General features: G+C 69.3%; 14 protein-coding genes. 3 read left to right on the forward strand and 11 right to left on the reverse strand.

All coding sequences use genetic code 11. The features are described 5' to 3' along the window. Positions 1 to 42: 42 nt before the first annotated feature. The 6 genes from cydD to JOF55_RS10380 form a co-directional block, all read right to left on the reverse strand. Entirely contained in the window at positions 43 to 3,411 is a 3,369-nt protein-coding gene (cydD, locus tag JOF55_RS10355; RefSeq protein WP_310272966.1) for a thiol reductant ABC exporter subunit CydD, read from the reverse strand. Continuing rightward, positions 3,408 to 4,430, reverse strand: coding sequence for a cytochrome d ubiquinol oxidase subunit II (cydB, locus tag JOF55_RS10360; RefSeq protein WP_310272968.1), 1,023 nt, complete (start codon positions 4,428 to 4,430; stop codon positions 3,408 to 3,410). The genes cydD and cydB overlap by 4 nt, the downstream gene beginning before the upstream one ends. A 45-nt stretch (positions 4,431 to 4,475) precedes the next feature. After that, positions 4,476 to 5,996 (reverse strand): cytochrome ubiquinol oxidase subunit I, encoded by a 1,521-nt coding sequence (locus tag JOF55_RS10365; protein WP_374727442.1) that lies wholly within the window; start codon positions 5,994 to 5,996, stop codon positions 4,476 to 4,478. Between the two features lie 388 nt (positions 5,997 to 6,384). Further along, positions 6,385 to 7,158, reverse strand: a complete 774-nt coding sequence (locus tag JOF55_RS10370; protein ID WP_310272971.1) for an IclR family transcriptional regulator — start codon at positions 7,156 to 7,158, stop codon at positions 6,385 to 6,387. Between the two features lie 4 nt (positions 7,159 to 7,162). Next, a complete protein-coding gene (locus JOF55_RS10375; protein ID WP_310272973.1) occupies positions 7,163 to 8,371 on the reverse strand; it encodes a fumarylacetoacetate hydrolase family protein in 1,209 nt (402 codons plus the stop codon). After that, positions 8,368 to 9,231 carry a hypothetical protein gene (locus tag JOF55_RS10380; RefSeq protein WP_310272975.1) on the reverse strand — a complete coding sequence of 288 codons (864 nt, stop codon included), beginning with the start codon at positions 9,229 to 9,231 and terminating at the stop codon, positions 8,368 to 8,370. Before JOF55_RS10380 ends, JOF55_RS10375 begins: the two co-directional genes overlap by 4 nt. 204 nt (positions 9,232 to 9,435) lie before the next feature. Here JOF55_RS10380 and JOF55_RS10385 point away from each other — a divergent pair, with 204 nt between their 5' ends. The 3 genes from JOF55_RS10385 to arcA all read left to right on the forward strand — a co-directional run bounded on the left by JOF55_RS10385 (position 9,436) and on the right by arcA (position 12,427). After that, complete coding sequence (locus JOF55_RS10385) at positions 9,436 to 10,215, forward strand: DUF2470 domain-containing protein (protein ID WP_310272977.1); 780 nt, start codon at positions 9,436 to 9,438, stop codon at positions 10,213 to 10,215. 25 nt (positions 10,216 to 10,240) lie between these two features. Further along, on the forward strand, positions 10,241 to 11,086 hold the full coding sequence (locus JOF55_RS10390; protein WP_310272978.1) for a CPBP family intramembrane glutamic endopeptidase: 846 nt from the start codon (positions 10,241 to 10,243) through the stop codon (positions 11,084 to 11,086). A gap of 129 nt (positions 11,087 to 11,215) precedes the next feature. Further along, a complete protein-coding gene (gene arcA / locus JOF55_RS10395; protein WP_374727443.1) occupies positions 11,216 to 12,427 on the forward strand; it encodes an arginine deiminase in 1,212 nt (403 codons plus the stop codon). A 170-nt stretch (positions 12,428 to 12,597) separates the two neighbouring features. Here the strand turns inward: arcA and JOF55_RS10400 are convergent, their stop codons facing one another. From JOF55_RS10400 to JOF55_RS10420, 5 genes are all read right to left on the reverse strand, one after another. After that, positions 12,598 to 14,058 (reverse strand): FGGY family carbohydrate kinase, encoded by a 1,461-nt coding sequence (locus JOF55_RS10400; RefSeq protein ID WP_310272982.1) that lies wholly within the window; start codon positions 14,056 to 14,058, stop codon positions 12,598 to 12,600. 102 nt (positions 14,059 to 14,160) lie between these two features. Then, entirely contained in the window at positions 14,161 to 15,177 is a 1,017-nt protein-coding gene (locus JOF55_RS10405; RefSeq protein ID WP_310272984.1) for a 2-hydroxyacid dehydrogenase, read from the reverse strand. Between the two features lie 87 nt (positions 15,178 to 15,264). Beyond that, positions 15,265 to 15,738 carry a ribose-5-phosphate isomerase gene (locus JOF55_RS10410; RefSeq protein WP_374727444.1) on the reverse strand — a complete coding sequence of 158 codons (474 nt, stop codon included), beginning with the start codon at positions 15,736 to 15,738 and terminating at the stop codon, positions 15,265 to 15,267. 5 nt (positions 15,739 to 15,743) lie between these two features. Next, entirely contained in the window at positions 15,744 to 17,540 is a 1,797-nt protein-coding gene (locus JOF55_RS10415) for a dihydroxyacetone kinase family protein (RefSeq protein ID WP_310272987.1), read from the reverse strand. Continuing rightward, positions 17,540 to 18,268, reverse strand: a complete 729-nt coding sequence (locus JOF55_RS10420; protein ID WP_310272988.1) for an HAD family hydrolase — start codon at positions 18,266 to 18,268, stop codon at positions 17,540 to 17,542. The genes JOF55_RS10415 and JOF55_RS10420 overlap by 1 nt, the downstream gene beginning before the upstream one ends. Positions 18,269 to 18,296 lie beyond the last annotated feature (28 nt).

Raw genomic sequence — 18,296 nt, forward strand, 5'->3', positions numbered from 1 at the left:
CGAGCTCCCCACGAGTGACGCAATGTGCAGTTTCGCGCGAAATCATATTTTTGTGGTTTCGCGCGAAACTGCAAAAATCTCCTCTGGGCGGGTGGGGCTGACCTCGCCGTCCTCGACATGCAGCACGAGATCGGCGTGTTCGGTCTCCGATCGGCGGTGGGTCACGTGCACCACCGTCCGGCCGTGGAATTCGCGGTGCAGCCGGGCCAGCAGCGCTTCGGAAGTCGCCACGTCCAGATGTGCGGTCGGCTCGTCGAGCAGCACGAGTCCGGCGTCGTCGGCGAGCAGCGCCCGCGCCAACGCCACTCGCTGTGCCTCACCCCCCGACAGCGCCGTACCCCCCGTACCGATCCGGGTGTCCAGCCGGGTATCCCACTCCGGCAAGCCGGCCAGACGCAGGACCTCGGCGAGCCGCGTATCCGTGGCTTCGGGATCGACCAGGCGCAGGTTCTCCCGGATCGTCGTGGCCACCAGCTGCGGATCCTGCGGGCACCAGGCAGCCCGGCGGGGCGCCCGGACCTCACCGCGCTCCGGGCTCAGGAATCCCAGCAGCAGTGCGAGCAGCGTCGACTTGCCACCGCCGGACGGACCGACGACCGCCACATGCGCACCCTCGGGCACGTGCAGCGACACGTCACGCAAGGTGGGCTGTGCCGAGCCGGGCCAGCGCACGTCCACGGCGGCGAGTGCCACGCCACGGGTTGAGACATCCTCACCCGAGCCGTCCCCGAGCGCATCATCGGCTGCATCACCATCGGCCGCATCACCGCTGCGTCCCGGTTCCGCCCCTGCCGCCAGCAGCGGCGCGAGCCGCGCCTGCGCCGCACGCAGGGAACGCCATTGCTGCGCCGCCGCAGGCAGCTCCGCAACGGCTTCCGCAGCAGCAAGTGGCACCAGCGCGAGCAGCGGAGCGAGTTCGGGCGCGAGGCGGCCTGCGGCCACCGCCTCGGCCCCCAGCCATGTTCCGCCGAGCACGGCGATGCCGACGGCGATGGTGATGGCGGCAGTGGCGGCTCCCGTGCCTGCGGCCGCACGACGCGAGCGAGCCACCAGATGGGCGTCGGTCTCGGCCAGTCGAGCTCGCTGGGCCTCCCCGGCACCGAAGGCGAGCAGCTCGGCCGAGGCATCGAGAAGTCCGAGGGCACGGGTGCCGACGATGCGACGTCCTTCGGAGACAACCGCCGTCGCGCGGCGCTCGACCGCGACAGCGAGAGCGGGCCCGGCGGTGCCCGCGGCGAGCAGCGACACCGCCAGCAACAGGCCCGCAGCGGGCAGCACAGCGGTCTGCAGGACAACAGCGCAGGCCGCAACGACCACCCCCACCATCGGCGGGACGAGCACGCGGGGGACGAGATCGCGGACGGCATCCGCGTCGTCGACGAGCCGGGAAACGCCGTCCCCTCGCCGCAGACCTGCGGTACGCACGGGACCCCAGCGCGTCAGCGCGTCCCACAGGCGTCGCCGGAGGTCGCTTGCGAGCCGGAAGGCGGCATCGTGGGTCAGCAGGCGTTCGAGGTAGCGCAGCACCGCGCGCGAAAGCGCGAAAGTGCGCACGCCGACGACGGCGACCGTCAACGTCATGATCGGCGGCTGCTGCGAGGCACGCGCGATCAGCCACGCGGATGTGGCGGTGAGCGCGAGGCCGGACAGCAGCGAGAGCGCACCGAGCAGGACGCCGCCGAGGGAGCGTGGGGTGATCAGATCGCGGATTCGTCCCCGTACTTGCGGGAAGTCGACCTCCGGCTCGCGCGGTCCCCGCGTCGCCGGTTCGGGTTCCGCGGCCTGCTCACCGGGCCGGTGGCTGGCCAGGACCACGGTCGCGCCCGCCTCGGCTGCGCGCCGGATCGCGGCGTTGACCTGCCCGGCTGCTGCGGTGTCGAGATGGGCGGTCGGTTCGTCGAGCAGCAGCAGCCGCGCATGCCCGCGCAGACGCAGCAGTGCTCGTGCCACCGCAACGCGCTGACGCTCCCCGGTGGAGAGTTCATCGACCCTGCGGTCGAGCAGGTGTGTTGCCGCCGTCTCGGTCAGCACCGCTGTCCGGGTGGATGCGGTGCCGTCCGGCTGATCGGTCACTGCCAGGGCGAGCTCGTCGGCAACCGTGCCACCGGTGAACACAGGGCGCTGCGGCACCCAGGCGATTCGCTGCCGCCACTGCGCGAGAGCGAACTCGGCCACGTCGGTGCCGCCGTAGGTCATACGCCCGGAACCCGGGACGGTGAAACCGAGCAGCGCGGCGAAAGTGGTCGACTTCCCGCTGCCACTGGGTCCGATCCCGTCGAACCCGTCCAGATGCAGGATCTCACCGGGTCGCGCGGTGAAACTCAACCCGTCGGGGGCGTGGCCGCCGCGCCGGGCCACCCGAAGGTTCTCCACCCGCAGGATGCCGCTCGATGGGATGGAGCGAGCGGAACTTGCGTTCCGCCCATCGGAGTGAAAGTTCCGTTCACCGCGCACCACCTCGTGCACGCGGCGGACCGCTTCGATCCCGTCCTCGCTGGCGTGGTGCGCGGCACCGGCCGCGCGCAGCGGCAGATAACACTCGGGGGCCAGCACGAGCACCAGCAGCCCGGTGGTCAGGTCGAGATCACCGGAAGCGAGCCGCAGCCCGATACCGACCGCGACCAGCGCGACCGACAGCGACGCGAAGAACTCCAGCACCAGCGCGGACAGGAACGCGATGCGCAACGTCGAGATCGTGCTTTTGCGGTGTTGCTCGCTGACGCGGCGCACCGCCTCCCCCTGTGCCCGTGCACGCCCGAACGCGGTGAGCACCGGCAGCGCGCGAATGAGCTCCAGCAGGTGCCCGGACAGGCGCTGCAGGGCATCGGTGGCCCACGCGGTGCGGCTCTCGGTGAAGCGCCCCACCAACCAGGCGAACACCGGAATCAGCGGAACGGTGACGACGATGAGCAGCGCGGATGTCCAGTCCGAGTACAGAATCCACGCGCCGACCATCGGCGGTACGATCGCCGCGGTGACCAGGGCGGGCAGGTACTTCGTGAAGTAGGCATCCAGCGAGTCGAGCCCCTTGGTGGCCAGCGCCGTGAGTTCGGCCGGGCCGGTCTCGTGGATCCACTCGGGCCCGCGCTGCAGGGCGGATCCGAGCAGCAGCGAGCGCAGTTCCTCCTTCGCCCCGGCGGCAGCACGGGCCGATACGCTCTCGGTGGCCCACCCGAGCACGGATCGCACCACGACCGCCCCGGCGAGCACGAACAACTGCTCGGACACCGCGGCCGGTCCCGCGCCACGCGTGACCACGGCGGCCAGCGCATCGGCCAGTGACCACGCCTGCACGATCAACGCGAGCGCCTGGGCCACCGCAAGCAATCCCGCCGACCACAGCGCGCGCCGCGCGGACGGCGACAGGTGCGGCAGTGCCCCCAACGGAGTTCGCGGCATCAGTCCTGTCATGTGCCTCCACCCGTCGGCGCGTGTACCGGTGGGATGTGCGCGGTGCCGATGCGTTTGCGGAACACCCAGTACGTCCACCCCTGGTACGCCAGCACTCCCGGAAGGCCGAACGCCGCGACCCAGCTGACCACCGTCAGGGTGTAGTCACTGACGGCGGTTCCGGCCACCGACAGCGACCACGCCGGGTTCAGCGTGGAGGGCAGCACGTTCGGCCACAGCGCCCCGAACAACGTGGCGACCACGCCCGCGATCGCGATGCCCTGCAGCGCGAACGCCTGGCCGTCGCGCCCCAGCGACTGACGCGCCAGCCCGGCCAGCGCGGTGGCCACCGCGATCACCAGCGGCACCCACGTCCACGCCGAGCCCTCGGTGAACTGGGTGATCAACAGCAACACCACGACCGGCGACAACAGGGGCAAGCCGAATCCCAGAGCGAATCGCCGGGCACGCTCGTGCACCTCACCCTCGGTCTTGAGCGCGAGGAACGCGGCCCCGTGCAGAAACGAGAATCCCCACACCGCCAGTGCACCGGCGACCGTCGGCCACGTCAGAATGACCAGCGGTCCGCCGACGCGGTCACCGTTGGCGTTCAGGGGCAGTCCGAACACGGTCGCCGAGAGCACCAGGCCGATCATCATCGGCGAGACCCACGAGGCGAGCACGATCGTGCTATCCCAGGCTCTTCGCCAGCGTGGGTTGTCCACCTTCCCCCGGTACTCGAAGGCCACGCCCCGGCCGATCAGCATCAGCAGCAGGATCAGAAACGGGAGATAGGCGGTACTCAGCAGCGATGCGTACCAGCCCGGGAACGCCGCGAACATGGAACCGCCCGCGACGATCAGCCACACCTCGTTGCCGTCCCACACCGGCCCGATCGTGTTGATCAGCACGCGGCGCTGCTTCTCCTCCCGGCCGAGGATCGGCAGCAGCATGCCGACACCGAAGTCGAACCCCTCCAGGAACAGGTAACCCAGCCACAGCAGGGCGATGAGGCAGAACCAGAAGGTGGAAAGATCCATCACAATTCCTCGAGAATCCGCCGGACCCGGCGCGGTGGTTGCCGACTAGTACGCGAAGGACAGGACGTCCTCGGACTTTCCGTCACCGGAGCTCTCGTCGTCGTCCTTCGATGATTCGGGGGGCATCACGGCTTCCACCCCGCCTCGTGCGAAGCGGGACATCAGGAAGATCTCGACGACCGCCAGTGCGCCGTAGACCGTCGTCAGCGCTATCGCCGAGGTGAGCATCTCGCCCGCCGAGACTCCCGAGGACACCGCCTGGGCGGTGAACATCCACACGCCATCCACTCCGGACGGATTCGGATTGGGCACGACGACGAACGGCTGGCGGCCCATCTCGGTGAAGATCCAGCCGAAGACGTTGGCCAGGAACGGTGTGGCGATGCTCGCCAGCGCCGCAGGCCCCACCCAGCGCCCCTTCGGGAATCGGCCTCTGCGGGTGAACCACAGCACCGCGGCCGCGGCGACAGCGGCAACAGCACCGAAGCCGATCATGAACCGGAATCCCCAGTAGGTGACGGGCAGGTTCGGTGTGTAATCGATCGGCTTCCCGGCGAGCTCACCGAGCCGGGGATCGTTCGGGTAGTGGGTACCGTACTTCTCCTGGTATTCGGGCACCAATTCCTGCACGCCCTTGACTTCGCTGGTGAAGTCGCCATTGGCGAGGTAGGACAGCAGGTAGGGAACCGTGAAGCTCTTGACGCTCTCGCAGTCGGGGCGGCCGACATCGCCGTAGGCGAAGATCGAGAACCCTGCCGGCTGCTCGGTGTGGCACAGCGCCTCGGCGGATGCCATTTTCATGGGCTGCTGGGAGAACATCAGCTTGGCCTGGAAGTCACCGGAGATCGCCAGCCCGGCGAAGGCGACGAGGCCGACCCAGGCACCCAGCCGCATCGAGGTGTGCCAAAGTTTGCGGTCCTCGTTGTCCACAGCGGACTTTCGGTGGTGCCGGGCGATTTTCCAGGCGGCGATGCCGACCAGGAAGGCACCGGCCACGGCGAAGCAGCCGAAGAGAGTGTGCGGGAACGCCGCCAGCACGGTGCTGTTGGTGAACAGTGCCCAGACCGAGGTCAACTGCGGCTTGCCGTCGACCATCTCGATGCCGACGGGGTGCTGCATCCACGAGTTCGCAGCCAGGATGAAGTATGCCGAAGCCACCGTGGCCAGGGAGAAAGCCCATGCGCAGGCCAGGTGCACGCCCTTGGACAACCGGTCCCAGCCGAAGATCCACAAGCCGAGGAAGGTCGACTCGACGAAGAAGGCCACGATGCCTTCCATCGCCAGCATGGAACCGAAGACGTCACCGACGAACCGGGAGTACTCGCTCCAGGCCATCCCGAACTGGAATTCCTGGACGATGCCGGTCACCACGCCCATGGCGAAGTTGACCAGCATGAGCTTGCCCCAGAACTTGGTCATCTTCAGGTAACGGCGGTTGCCGGTCCGGTACCACGCCGTCTGCATCCCGGCGACCAGGATCGCCAGGCCGATCGTCAACGGCACCATCAGAAAGTGGTAGACCGTCGTGATCCCGAACTGCCATCGGGCGATATCGAGCACGTCCACGGGATTCACCATGCCCGTGCACCGCAGGCTGATTCAGGGCAAGTCGTCCCGTTTTCCCGGACCGGAAGTCCCGGCTCGGGGAGGACTTTCGTCCTCGTCGCCATCGCGGTGGCTCGCCCTCGGCGTTCGTTGTACCACCGGACCGCCCGCCCCGGGAAGGGTCTTCAGCGGCAATACCGGCTGAAGTCTGCTGTCCGGAACTTCGGTATCACCCGTACATCAGGGGTTCGGGTGAGGCGCTGCTCGATCAGTGAAGTGGGTGGAAGTGGGGTTGTGGCAATTTCGCGCGAAATTGCCACAACCCCACACGCACGCTCGATCTTGCAGGTTTCCCGCAGCGATCACTCCCCACGGGTGGCCACCACTCGCGACGGACACGAAGAGGCGCTCAGCGCAGGGCATCGGCCACGGCATCGGCCGTGGCCGTCACCCGGGGGCCGACCTCGTCCGGGGACAACGGTTCCATCGCGATGACGCCGACACTGGCACGCAGCCCCGGAACCGCACGCACCGGCGCAGCGATGCCGTAGGCCCCCTGCTGGAGTTCACCGGTGCTGACGACCCACCGTTGCCCGCCCTCGGTGAGGTCGATCGCCCGGCCCGCCGCACCACGATGCACCGGATGACGGGTTCCGACCCGGTACGACACGTGGTAGCTCGTCCACGACGGTTCGACGACGGCGATGGCCTGGGCCTCGTTGCCGTCGGCCACGGTGAGGTGCACGGTGGCGCCGATGTGCTCGGCCAGCTCCCGCAGGGCGGGCAGCGAGGCGAAGCGTAGCTGCGGCAGCACCCGCCCGGCCAGCCACAGCACCCCCAGTCCCAGACGCACCCTGGAGCCCTCGCGACGAACCAGACCACGTGTCTGCAGCGGCCCCAGCAGGCGATACACGGCCGCACGGCTGACTCCGACGGCGGTGGCCAGGTCACTGATCGTGGGGGCCGCACTGTCGGCCTCGGCGACCGCCTGCAACAGGTTGAGTCCCCGATCCAACGTCAGCGAGCTTTCCTTGGTCTGCGGAGTTCCCGCAGGTTCCGGTTCCCGTCCGCCGTCCGTGGAGCCGGCGGACCGATCGGCATAGCCTGCTCGGTAAGAGCGGTCCGTTCGGTCCGTTCGGTCCGGCCACGGCGTCCGAGAGGACTCGGGGACACGTCCGCTCATCGGATTACCTCCGAGTCGCGGTCAGGATCGTGCCCGTCACCTCACCGAGTCCGACCACGGACCCACCCCGTCCGGGCGCACTCCCGCTCACTGTCACCCGATCACCGTCCTGCAGGAAGGTGCGCTGCTCGCCGTCGTCCAGAGTGACCGGGTCCGTACCGCCCCACGTCAGCTCCAACAGGGACCCACGGTGCCCGGGGTCCGGCCCGGACACCGTGCCCGAGGCGAACAGGTCCCCCGGCCGCACGGTGGCACCGTTGATCGTCATGTGCGCGAGCTGCTGGGCGGGCGACCACGCCATCTCGGCGAACGGCGGGCGGGATATGACGGTGTCGTTGCACTGCACCTGAAGCCGCAGGTCCAGCCCCCACGGCTCGGACTCGACGAGATAGTCCTGCAACGCGTGCTCGGGCTCCGGTGTGGGCACGCGCGCCTCCTCGAAGGCCTCCAACGGGGTGATCCAGCCCGCGATCGAGGTGGCGAACGACTTGGCCAGAAACGGTCCGAGCGGCTGAGCCTCCCACGACTGAATATCCCGGGCCGACCAGTCGTTGACCAGCGCGGCGCCGAAGACGTGCTCACCGAGGTCCGCTGTGGACACCGCCGAAGTGGATTCGCCACCGCAGACGAAACCCACCTCGGCCTCGAAATCCAGCCGCCGTGTCGGCCCGAACACAGGAGGCGGCTCCCGGGAGGTCTTACGCTGACCGCAGGGCCGTTCGATATCGGTTCCGGAGACCACCACAGTGCCGGAACGACCGTGGTAGGCGATCGGCAGATGCGTCCAGTTCGGCGTCAGCGGCGTGACATCACCACCCCGGAGGATGTGTCCCACATTCTCCGCGTGGTGCCGCGACGAGTAGAAGTCGACGTAGTCGGCCACGGTGAACGGCAGCAGCAGCGTGTGCCAGTCCGCGCGTAGGAGTTCGGCTCCGGCAGGAGCACGATCGGCCGTGACGATGCCGGTCATCCGCTCGCGCAGTTCACGCCATGCCTGGGGCCCCGCAGCCAGCAGCGGGTCCAGCGACGCACCGTCGACCAGGTCCGCCAGGCGCGGCCCGAGGGATTCGGCAATGCCGCGCAGGGGGAGCGCATGCCTGCCCACCCGGACCGCCACGGTCGGCCCGGAGGAAGTGCCCAGGACACCGTAGGGCAGTGTTTGTGGCCCGAACGGCTTGCCGGGCGTGAACTCGGGGTCGTCGATCCAGCTCACAGCAGGCCCAGTTCGTTGAGTTCGGCCACCGGATCATCCGGGGAACTGGCACCGCATGCGGAGAACACACTGCGCACGGCCTTGGCTGCGTCGGTCGAGAGGGAACCGGCTTCCTCGGCCAATGCCTCGGAATCGGTGCTGGCCAGTGCCTCGCGCACGTTCTGCCCGGACAGTGCGCGCCCGGTGGCGACCAGGAGATTGAGGAACCCGTGATGCTGAAATCCGGTCTCCGGATCGGTGTGGCGGACCGCCTTGGGCATGCCCGAGGTGGTCTTGAACGGCACGTCGAGTGTGCCTGCCACGGTCAGGAAGTCGGAGACGACGTCGACGCCGGGGAAGGATTCGTAGGTCTGGCCGCCGGTTCGCAGCTTCGGGGAACAGCCGTGTTCGGCAACGCGCCGGACACCCTCCAGCCAGCCTTCACCGCGCCGCGGTTCGACGACGCGCACCACATCCTCCGGCACGAACTCCGAAACCCGTTCCAACCACACACCGTCGACGTCGGACGGTGCGGGCATTTCGACTTTCTCCAGAGCCAGCAGTTCCTGCCGATCCTCGATGATCGACAGCGCCTTGGGAACCCCGCCGAGCCCGTTGTCGCACACCAGCGACAGGGGCACCGGTTTGGTCGGTTTCTCCTTCGCCAACTCGGTGATCAGCTCGGCCAACCGGGACGCCTGGCACATCAGCGGCCCGAGCACCCCGGAGTACTCGCCCGCACGCGCCCGAAGGTGGTTCGCGACCGCCTCCGGAACCGGCGCGCTGGCCGGGTGGAACAGGGAGGCATCGTCGATCAGCCGGGCGAACAGGGGCGGGATGCCGCGCGGACCGGGCGCGCGGAGTTCAACAGCACTTGACACGACTGCCACGCTAATGCCGTACCGGCCAGTGAACAAAGGTGCCCGAAAAACGAACTCCCATCGGGGAGTAATTCGGGCTCGTGCCGAGTCGGTAACTCCAATGGCGGCCCCGATCATCTCCTGCGGCTGGTATGACGGAAATCGGCGTGCCGACTTCCCCTTACCGGCCATTCAAGTTAGGCTTACCTAACCAGGAGGTGAGCAATGGGCGAGACGACGACCCGCCGCCCCGCGACGCCGAGTTCGGCCGAACGTGCCAGGACCATCGCCACGCGGATCGGCCGTGCCGCCCTGCTGCCGTCGAGCGACACCTCGGCACGGGTCAAACCGCTGCTGCATCACGTCCACCCGGATGGTACGGCGACCGTGCTGCTCGCCGACGAGCATCCGCTTGTCGGCGCCGCATGGCAGTCTCCCCGTGGCGAGTTCGGCGCGATGCTGGAGATCGCCGATCCCACCCCGGTGCGGCTGCGTGAGCCGGTACGGGGACTGCTGTGGCTGACCGGATGGCTGCGTGTCCCCGACGCGGCGAAAGCCCGTGCCGAGGTACTCGCGATCGCCGAACAACGACCCGACCCGCGCCTGCTCGATGCGGGCAACGGAGCGACCGTGCTGCGCCTGGAACCCGCCTCGCTGGTGCTCGCCGACGCCGAGGGCACCTGCTCGGTACTGCCCGAGGAGTTCGCCGAGGCCGACGCGGACCCGTTCTGCCTCCAGGAGGACGAGTGGCTGCGGTACCTGGAACTGTCCCACCGCGACGTCGTCGGACCACTCACCCGGCACCTGCCGGAGCGACTGCGGGGCGGCCACGTACGGCCGCTCGGACTGGATCGGTACGGACTACGGCTCCGGGTGGAATCCACCGATGACGACCACGACGTGCGGCTGGCCTTCTCGCAAGCCGTCGCCGATGCCGAGCAGCTCGGCATCGAACTGCGACGTCTCCTCGGCTGCCCCTTCCTCTCCCAGCAGCGCCAGGGGTGAGACCTTCACGAGGTAGCGTGCACCCGTGAGCACGTCCTCGCACACGCGGCTGCCTCCGAAACACCCCGGCCTGCGCGCCTGGCTGATCCCCGCGCGGCCCGACGAGCCCGCGAAGGTCACCGACGCCGGTGAACGCCGGGCGCTGATCATCGAGCTGGTTCTCGTCTTCACCGTGACCCTGGGCCTGGCGGCACTGCAGAGCCTGCTGTCGCTGATCGACGCGCTGCTGCGCACCACTCCCCTGGCCGCCCAAACCGCGGCGATCAACGTTCCGCAGGCCCGGCTCGGTCTGCTGGATCTCGTACAGCAGCTCGCGGGCGCGGCACGCCTGTTCGCCTGGGGCGCACTCGGGGCCTACCTGCTGTGGCGCGGCGGAACCGCCCTGGCCCGCATCGGGCTCGACCGCAGTCGCCCGCTCCGGGACATCGCCGGAGGCGCGGGTCTGGCCGCCCTGATCGGGATCCCCGGGCTGGGACTGTATCTCCTGGTGCACGCACTGGGGCTGAACCTGACCGTGCAGCCATCCACACTGGACGAAGCTTGGTGGCGGGCACCGATGTTGGTGCTGTCGGCCTTCGCCAATTCCGTGGCGGAGGAAGTTCTGATTGTCGGCTACCTGTTGACCCGGCTGCGCCAACTCGGCGCCTCGGAGAACCGCGCGTTGTGGCTCTCGGCTCTGCTGCGCGGTTCCTACCACCTCTACCAGGGCTTCGGCGGATTCGTCGGCAACATCGCGATGGGCCTGGTCTACGGCCGGGTCTGGCAGCGCACCAACCGGTTGTGGGCGCTGATCATCGGGCACGGGCTCATCGACGTGGTGGCGTTCGTCGGCTATGCCCTGTTGCGTGGTCACGCCTCCTGGCTGCCCTGATTGCACAACCACGACGCAACGAAAGGCACGAGCAGTGCCGAATAAGCTGAATATTTTTTCAAATCAGCGTCGCAATACGGTCGATTCCACTCAGGGCGACTAGGCTTCGGCATTGTGAGCACACCACACGTGGCCAGTGAAGTCGGCCCGCTGCAGACCGTCCTGCTGCACCGCCCGGGCACCGAACTCAAGCGGCTCACGCCGCGCAACAGCGACCAGTTGCTGTTCGACGCGATCCCGTGGGTCGACCGCGCGCAGGACGAGCACGACGCGTTCGCCGACACCCTGCGCTCCCGTGGCGTCGAGGTGCTTCTGCTGCACGACCTGCTGGTCGAAACGCTCGGTGACCCGCGCGCCCGGGCGGCGGCGACACACAGCGGCGTGGACGAACGCAGACTCGGCACCGAGATCGCCGACACCCTGCGCTCCCACTTGTCCAGTGTGGACGACAGTACGCTGGCTCGGACGCTGATCGCCGGGATGACCTTCGAGGAGCTGCCCGCCGCCGAGGGACAGTCGCTGGTGCGGCGCATGCACCACGCGCACGACTTCGTCATCGACCCGCTGCCGAACCTGCTGTTCACCCGGGATTCCTCGGTGTGGGTGGGCAACCGGGTGGCCGTCACGGCGCTGGCGATGCCCGCACGCCGCCGCGAGTCCACGCTGACCGATCTCGTCTACGCCTATCATCCGAGGTTCTCGCACTCCGCTCGCGCCTACGGCGCCCACTCCGCGCCGGTCGAGGGCGGCGACGTGCTGCTGCTCGCTCCCGGAGTCGCCGCGATCGGCGTCGGCGAGCGCACCAGCCCGGCCGGTGCCGAATCGCTCGCCCGCTCGATGTTCGCCGACGACCTCGCACACACCGTGCTGGCGGTGCCGATCGCCCAGACCCGTGCCTCGATGCACCTGGACACCGTGTGCACGATGGTCGACCGCGACACCGTGGTGATGTATCCGGCAGTGCAGGACACCCTGACGGCGTACTCGCTGCAACCGGCCGGCGACGGCATCAAGGTTTCCGGACCGGAGCCGTTCCTGGAAACCGCCGCCGAGGCCATGGGCATCGACCGACTCCGCGTCATCGACACCGGCCTCGATCCGGTCACCGCCGAGCGGGAGCAGTGGGAGGACGGCAACAACACCCTCGCCGTGTCCCCGGGCGTGGTCGTGGCCTACGAACGCAACGTCGAGACCAACGCCCGCCTGGAGGAAGCCGGCATCGAGGTCCTGCGCATCACCGGCTCGGAACTCGGCTCCGGCCGGGGCGGACCCCGCTGCATGTCCTCACCCATCATCCGCGAGGGGTTGCAGGGCTCGGGATCGGGGACCCTGCACGTGTAAGGCCGTGCTTACTCGTCGCGGAATGAATCCGTTCGAGCGCCGTTGGGCAGTCGTGTTCGGTGATCACCGCTGCCTGTGACTCCGAGACGGACCCGAGGCCCCTCAAGGCTCCGCAGTACGAGTCGGTGATTTTTGCAGTTTCGCGCGAAACTGCAATTTTGCGAACCCGGTCACCCGCCTGCGGTGTTGCGCCACAACTCGCGCGAGGCCTCGAGGGTGTCCCGGTAGCGCCGGTATCCCGCGTCGTAGTGGTCGCGAACCTGCGGGTTCGGAGTGACACGGCGATTGACCCCGGTCCACTCCCGAATGTCGACGGAATCCCCCAACGCCCGCGCTGCCGTGATCGCCGCACCCCGCGCACCCATCCCCGGGTCGTCCGGGATGTGCAGAGTGCGCCCGAGAATGTCGGCGAAGACCTGCGCCCAGGGCTGTGAACGGGTTCCACCACCGCAGGCCACGAGCCGACCTTCCAGCCCCGCAGCGTCGAAGCAGTGCCGCGCGGCGTAGGCCACGCTCTCGCAGACCGCCCGCACCACGTCGCTTCGCGTGGTACCGAGCCGAACGCCACTGAGCTGACCGCTCGCACGAGGGTCGACGAACGGGGCCCGCTCGCCTCCGGGCGCCAGGAAGGGCAGCGCCGAGACGTTGTGCGCGCCGGGAGGGCTCTCGTCCAGCAGGGCACCGAGGTCGGCGCTGGTCAGCCCGAACAGGTCGAGGATCCAGTCGAGGCTGGCCGTGCCGACCATGGCGGGCATGCCGTGCAGCAGCCGGTCCTCATCCGGGGTGCACAGCCACATCCCCGAGGGTTCGGCGTGCTCGCGGGTCTCGGTCACGTCGGTGAGCACCTGGCAGGCCAGCGTGGTTCCGACGGTGAGCAGGCCGTCCCCCGGCTGCTGGATCCCACCGCCGATGGCGCAGGCGGGGAGGTCGAACGGTCCCGCGGTCACCGGCAGGCCGGTCGGCAGGTCGAGCAGCTCGGCGCCGGCGGCGTTGAGCTGGAAGAGTTGGCGGGGTTGGGCCGGTTTGGGCAGCAGCCGCTGATGGTCGGTCAGGCCACAGGCCGCGAGTGCTTCCTGGTCGTAGCTGCGGGCACCGGCGTTGAGGAACGGGACCGACGCATCGGAGGCGTCCACGCTGATCTCGCCGGTGAGCACGTGCAGCACCGAGTCCACGCAGTAGCCTGCGACCACGGCTTTGTCGAGGGATTCGGGTTCGGTATCCCGCAGATACGCCAGCAGCGGCGCCTGCGCACCGGGGAAGAGGCCGTTGCCGGTGCGTTCGTAGACCCGGCGGCTGATCCCGGTGCCCTGCCACTGCTCGACGATGCCCGCCGCGCGGCCGTCCATCCACGAAATGGGCGGGCGCACGGGACGGCCGTCGGCATCGCGCAGCCACAGCCCGTCACCCTGGCCGGTCAGCGCCACCGCACGGGGGCGCTGCGCGGTGCGCGCGTTCACGTCCCGGACCACGGTGGCCACAGTGGACACGACATCGTCGAGGTCCTGTTCCACCCGACCGTCCGGGTAGTGGACCAGACGGGACTGCTCACTGGCCTCGGCCAGGATCGTGCCGTGTTCGTCGAAGGAGGCGGCCTTGGTCAGCGAGGTACCGATGTCGACAGCGATGATCATGGCTGGTCCTCGGATGCTGGTGGAGTAGGGGCTTTCATCGGGGAGTGCACGGAACTTTCGTCCTCTCCACGTGCGTGAAAGTTCCGTTCACCCCTTCCGGGTTCATGGGTTGGCCAGGTGTGCCAGGGGTTCCCCGCGGGCGAACCGCCCGACCTCGGCCGCCACGATGTCGGCGGCCCGGTGCGCGGTCTGGCGGGTCGCCCCGGCCAGGTGCGGAGTGGTGATGACGTTGGGTGCCCGGTGCAGCGCCCAGTCCGGTGGCGGAGGTTCGATGTCGTAGACGTCGAGGGCCAGTGCGCCGAGTCGGCCACTGCGCAGCATCTCGGGCAGCGGCGCGTAGTCGAGCAGCCCGCCCCGCGCGGTATTGACGAGCACGGCTCCGTGCGGAAGCAGGGCGAGCGTGTCGGCGTTGAGCAACTGCTTGGTCTCCGGAGTCAGCCGGGCGTGCAGGCTCACCACGGTGCTGCGCGGAAGCAGTTCCGTCAAGGAGAGCAGCTCGACCCCCTCGCGCGCCAGCTCGTCGGGATCGGCGTAGGGGTCCGCGACCAGCACGGTGGCCCCGAAGGCACGCAGCACGCGAGCCACGATGCGACCGATGGCACCGTAACCGACCAGCCCGACGGTGGTGCCGTCGAGCTCGACCCCCGCCTCGGGATAGGCGTAGAGGTCACCACGCCACCGACCGTGTTTGAGCTCGATATCCGAGGCCGGGATACGGCGCAGTGCCGCGAGCATCATCCCGATCGCGTACTCGGCGGCCGCGGCGGCGTTCCGCCCCGGCGCGTAGGTGACTGCGACTCCGGCTCTGGTGGCGGCCGTCAGATCCACGTTGACGGGACCGCCACGGCCCACCGCGACCAGTTTCAGCTCGGGGGCCGCGGCGAAGACACGCCCGGTGAACGGCGCCATCTGGGTGACGCACGCACGAGCATCACCGAGGGCCTCGATGAGTTGCTCTTCGGTGCCGCTGGCCTCCTCGACGCCACCGACGGGGCCGAAGGGTTCGACCGGCCAGGGCAGTTCGAGCGAGGTGATCTCGGGAGCATCCAGTTCACGACGCAGGGCCGCATCGAGCAGCTCGGGGCCGACGAAGTGGTCGCCGGCTGCCAGAACACGCACGGTAGGTTCCTCCTTCAGCGGCCGGACGCCGCAGATGTCGAGTGGTGATGACGGTTACCGGTGGGTGCGCCGGTTGCGGCCGAAGCCCTACGCCCCCTGGTGTTCGTACCCTTGGTGCTCGTACTCGGTGATGTAGGCCACCTTGGCAGCACTGGCCGAGGCGGGGTCGAAGGTGTACCCCAGCCACTCGGTGACCAGGCGTTTGGCCAGTTCGGGCCCGATGACGCGGGAGCCCATGGTCAGGATCTGGCAGTCGTTGGACTTGATGGAGCGCTCCACCGAGTAGGAGTCGTGCGCGACGGTGGCGCGTACTCCGTCGACCTTGTTCGCCGAAATGCACATACCGATTCCGGTGCCGCAGATCAGCACTCCGCGGTCGACTTCCCCGCGCGCGATCGCCTCGGCGGCGGTCAACGCCAGCCGAGGATAGGCACGATCGTCGGCTTCGTCGGGCACGCCGAAGTCCAGCACGTCGGCAACGCGGTGATCCCCGTCGAGCAGTTCGGCAAGGCTGTTCTTGAGCTGCACGCCCGCATTGTCGGCCGCGACAGCCACTGTCAGACCGGTCATGTCAGTCCTCCTTGTCGGGATTCCTGCGAGGTCGAGGTTTCCGTCGACGGCCCCGTCGCACCGGAGCCGCCGGTCAGTGCTTCGCCGAATGCGGTGAGCATCAGGGCGAGCGAGGTGGCACCGGGGTCGGGTGTGCCCAGGTCGCGAGCACCGAGCCGGGAGGCCCGTCCGCGTGCGGAGGCGAGCTCGGCCGTGGCCTCGGCGGCCTTGGTGGCCTCCAGCGCGGCCACGGGCACCGCTTGGACAACGTCGGCTCCGGAACGCGCCTGTTCGGTCAGCGTGTCGCGGAACGGCTCCAGGGCATCCAGCAGCGTCTTGTCCCCCCGCTGCGCACCCCCGAGTTCGGCCACGGCGTCGCAGGCACCGCGGACGGCGTCGGCGAGCAGGCCCGTGTCGACCGCCGAGCCATCGCGGAGGCGCAGGCCCGCACCGGTCTCGCCGAGCAGCGCGCCGTAGAGCGCACCGGAGGCACCTCCCGCGGCGTCGGCCAGGGCGGTACCCGCCGACAGCAGCGCAGCACCGACGGAACGCGCGTCGCCGGAATGGCTTCCCGCCCGGTCGGCGGCGTCGACGGCGGCACGCAGGCCACGCACGATGCCCTGACCGTGGTCACCGTCTCCGGCCACCGCATCGAGTCGGCCGAGCTCGTCCTCCTGCTCGGCCACACGATCGAGCGCGGCCGCCAGCAGGGCGTGGACCACGCCGCCGTGACGGGCCTCGTCCGGAGCGTCCTCGCTGTCCGGAACCTCCTCGCTGCGATGCGGCGTTGCACGGATGCCGGCCTCGCCGGAGAGCTGCGGGCTCAGCGTGCGAAAGCCCGGTGTCGCACAAGCTGCGTCGTGGAGTTCGGCGAGCTCGTCGTCGAGGACCATCAGCGACAGCGACAGGCCCGCCATGTCCAGCGAGGTGACGAACTCGCCCACTTCGGGACGGTGCGGTCGCAGCCCGGCGGTGCGCAGGCGGCGCTCGATCTCGGGGTAGCAGGCGAACAGCTCCTCGTACTTCGTGCGCCCCAGCCCGTTGAGCAGCACCGCCACGCGATCCGCACCGTCCGGCAGCTGCGGCAGCAACGTGTCCACGAGTTCGGCGGCCAGTTCCGACGCGCTCATCCGGTCCACCGTGCGCGCGCCGGGCTCACCGTGGATGCCCAGTCCGAGCTCGACCCGGCCGGGCTCCACCGTGAACAGTGGATCGGCCTGCCCCGGCAGTGTGCAGCCACCGAAAGCGGCGCCGTAGGTGCGGGTCCGGGCATTGGCCTTGGAGGCCAGTGCGGCCACGGTGTCGAGATCGTCCCCGCGATCGGCCGCCGCGCCCGCGATCTTGAACACGAAGAAGTCGCCCGCCACGCCCCGGCGCACCTCGGTGTTCTCGGCGGCCCCGCTGGCGACGTCGTCGGTGACCAGCACCGTACGACTGTCGATGCCCTCGGCCGCCAGCCTGCGCGCGGCCAGGCCGAAGTGCATCACGTCGCCGGAGTAGTTGCCGTAGCTGAACAGCACCCCGGCGCCTGCGTCGGCCGCGCGGGCGGTGCGGTAGACCTGCTCCGCGCTCGGGCTGGTGAACACGTCGCCGATCACGGCGGCATCGGCAAGGCCCGGCCCCACCAGACCGGCGAACGCCGGATAGTGCCCGCAACCACCACCGATGATCACCGAGACCTTGCCCGGGCGGGGCGCGTGGCGTCCGACGACGCCGTAGGCTCCGGGCACCTTGCGCACAGTGCGGCCGTAGGCGGTCACGAAACCGTCCAGCCAGGCGCTCTTGAACGAGGCGGCATCGACGAGACCGGTCATCACGCACCCTCACTTTCGGTGGCTCGATCGCCGAAGCAGGACAGCAGCGTGTGCCGCACGTGCTGCAGCGAGGTCGCCACGACCCTGGCCGCGGCGATGGCGTCGGGCTTCGGCGGGTAACCGACGCTGGGGATGGCGACCACGGCCATCCCGGCGGCGTGGGCCGCGCGGATGCCGTTGCTGGAGTCCTCGACCGCCGCGCACTCGTTGCCTGCTGTTCCCAGCCGCTCCGCCGCCTCGGCGTAGACGTCCGGACTCGGCTTGCCACGGGGTACTTCGGCGCTGGAGACGGTGGCCGTGAACCGGTCGGACAGGCCGTGGCCTGCCAGCACGGCGTCGATCAGCCGCCGTGGCGCCGAGGAGGCCAGCGCGATCGGGACCACGGAACTGACGTCGACGACCATCTCGCGGGCGCCGTCGAGCAGTTCGATCTCACCGTCCCGCAGGGCGGCGACCATCTCGTCGACCACGGCCCGTTCGACCTCCTCGGCCGATTCCGGTGAAGCACACGCGCGCCGGAGGTAGTCCGACCACTCGGGAGAGCTCATCCCCTGCACGGTCGCCGTGTCCTCGGCACTCCACTCGTGCCCGTGGCGCTTGGCGTAGCGGGTCCACATGCGCTCCCAGAGATGCTCGCTCTCCACCAGCACCCCGTCCATGTCGAATACCACCGCGCGCAGTACCTCTCCGGGCTTGGCGAGCGGTTCCGCGGGCTTGCTGACCGTCATTGACACCCCGTCCTTTCACGAAGTTGAA

Origin of the sequence: Haloactinomyces albus (assembly GCF_031458135.1) — a bacterium.
Taxonomy (GTDB): Bacteria; Actinomycetota; Actinomycetes; order Mycobacteriales; family Pseudonocardiaceae; genus Haloactinomyces; species Haloactinomyces albus.

Excerpts from the sequence above, each read along its gene's own strand:
- JOF55_RS10400 (WP_310272982.1), bottom strand. The coding sequence starts at position 14,058 with ATGATCATCGCTGTCGACATCGGTACCTCGCTGACCAAGGCCGCCTCC.
- cydB (WP_310272968.1), bottom strand. The coding sequence starts at position 4,430 with ATGGATCTTTCCACCTTCTGGTTCTGCCTCATCGCCCTGCTGTGGCTG.
- JOF55_RS10370 (WP_310272971.1), bottom strand. The coding sequence starts at position 7,158 with ATGAGCGGACGTGTCCCCGAGTCCTCTCGGACGCCGTGGCCGGACCGA.
- JOF55_RS10385 (WP_310272977.1), top strand. The coding sequence starts at position 9,436 with ATGGGCGAGACGACGACCCGCCGCCCCGCGACGCCGAGTTCGGCCGAA.
- JOF55_RS10420 (WP_310272988.1), bottom strand. The coding sequence starts at position 18,268 with ATGACGGTCAGCAAGCCCGCGGAACCGCTCGCCAAGCCCGGAGAGGTA.
- cydD (WP_310272966.1), bottom strand. The coding sequence starts at position 3,411 with ATGACAGGACTGATGCCGCGAACTCCGTTGGGGGCACTGCCGCACCTG.
- JOF55_RS10415 (WP_310272987.1), bottom strand. The coding sequence starts at position 17,540 with ATGACCGGTCTCGTCGATGCCGCCTCGTTCAAGAGCGCCTGGCTGGAC.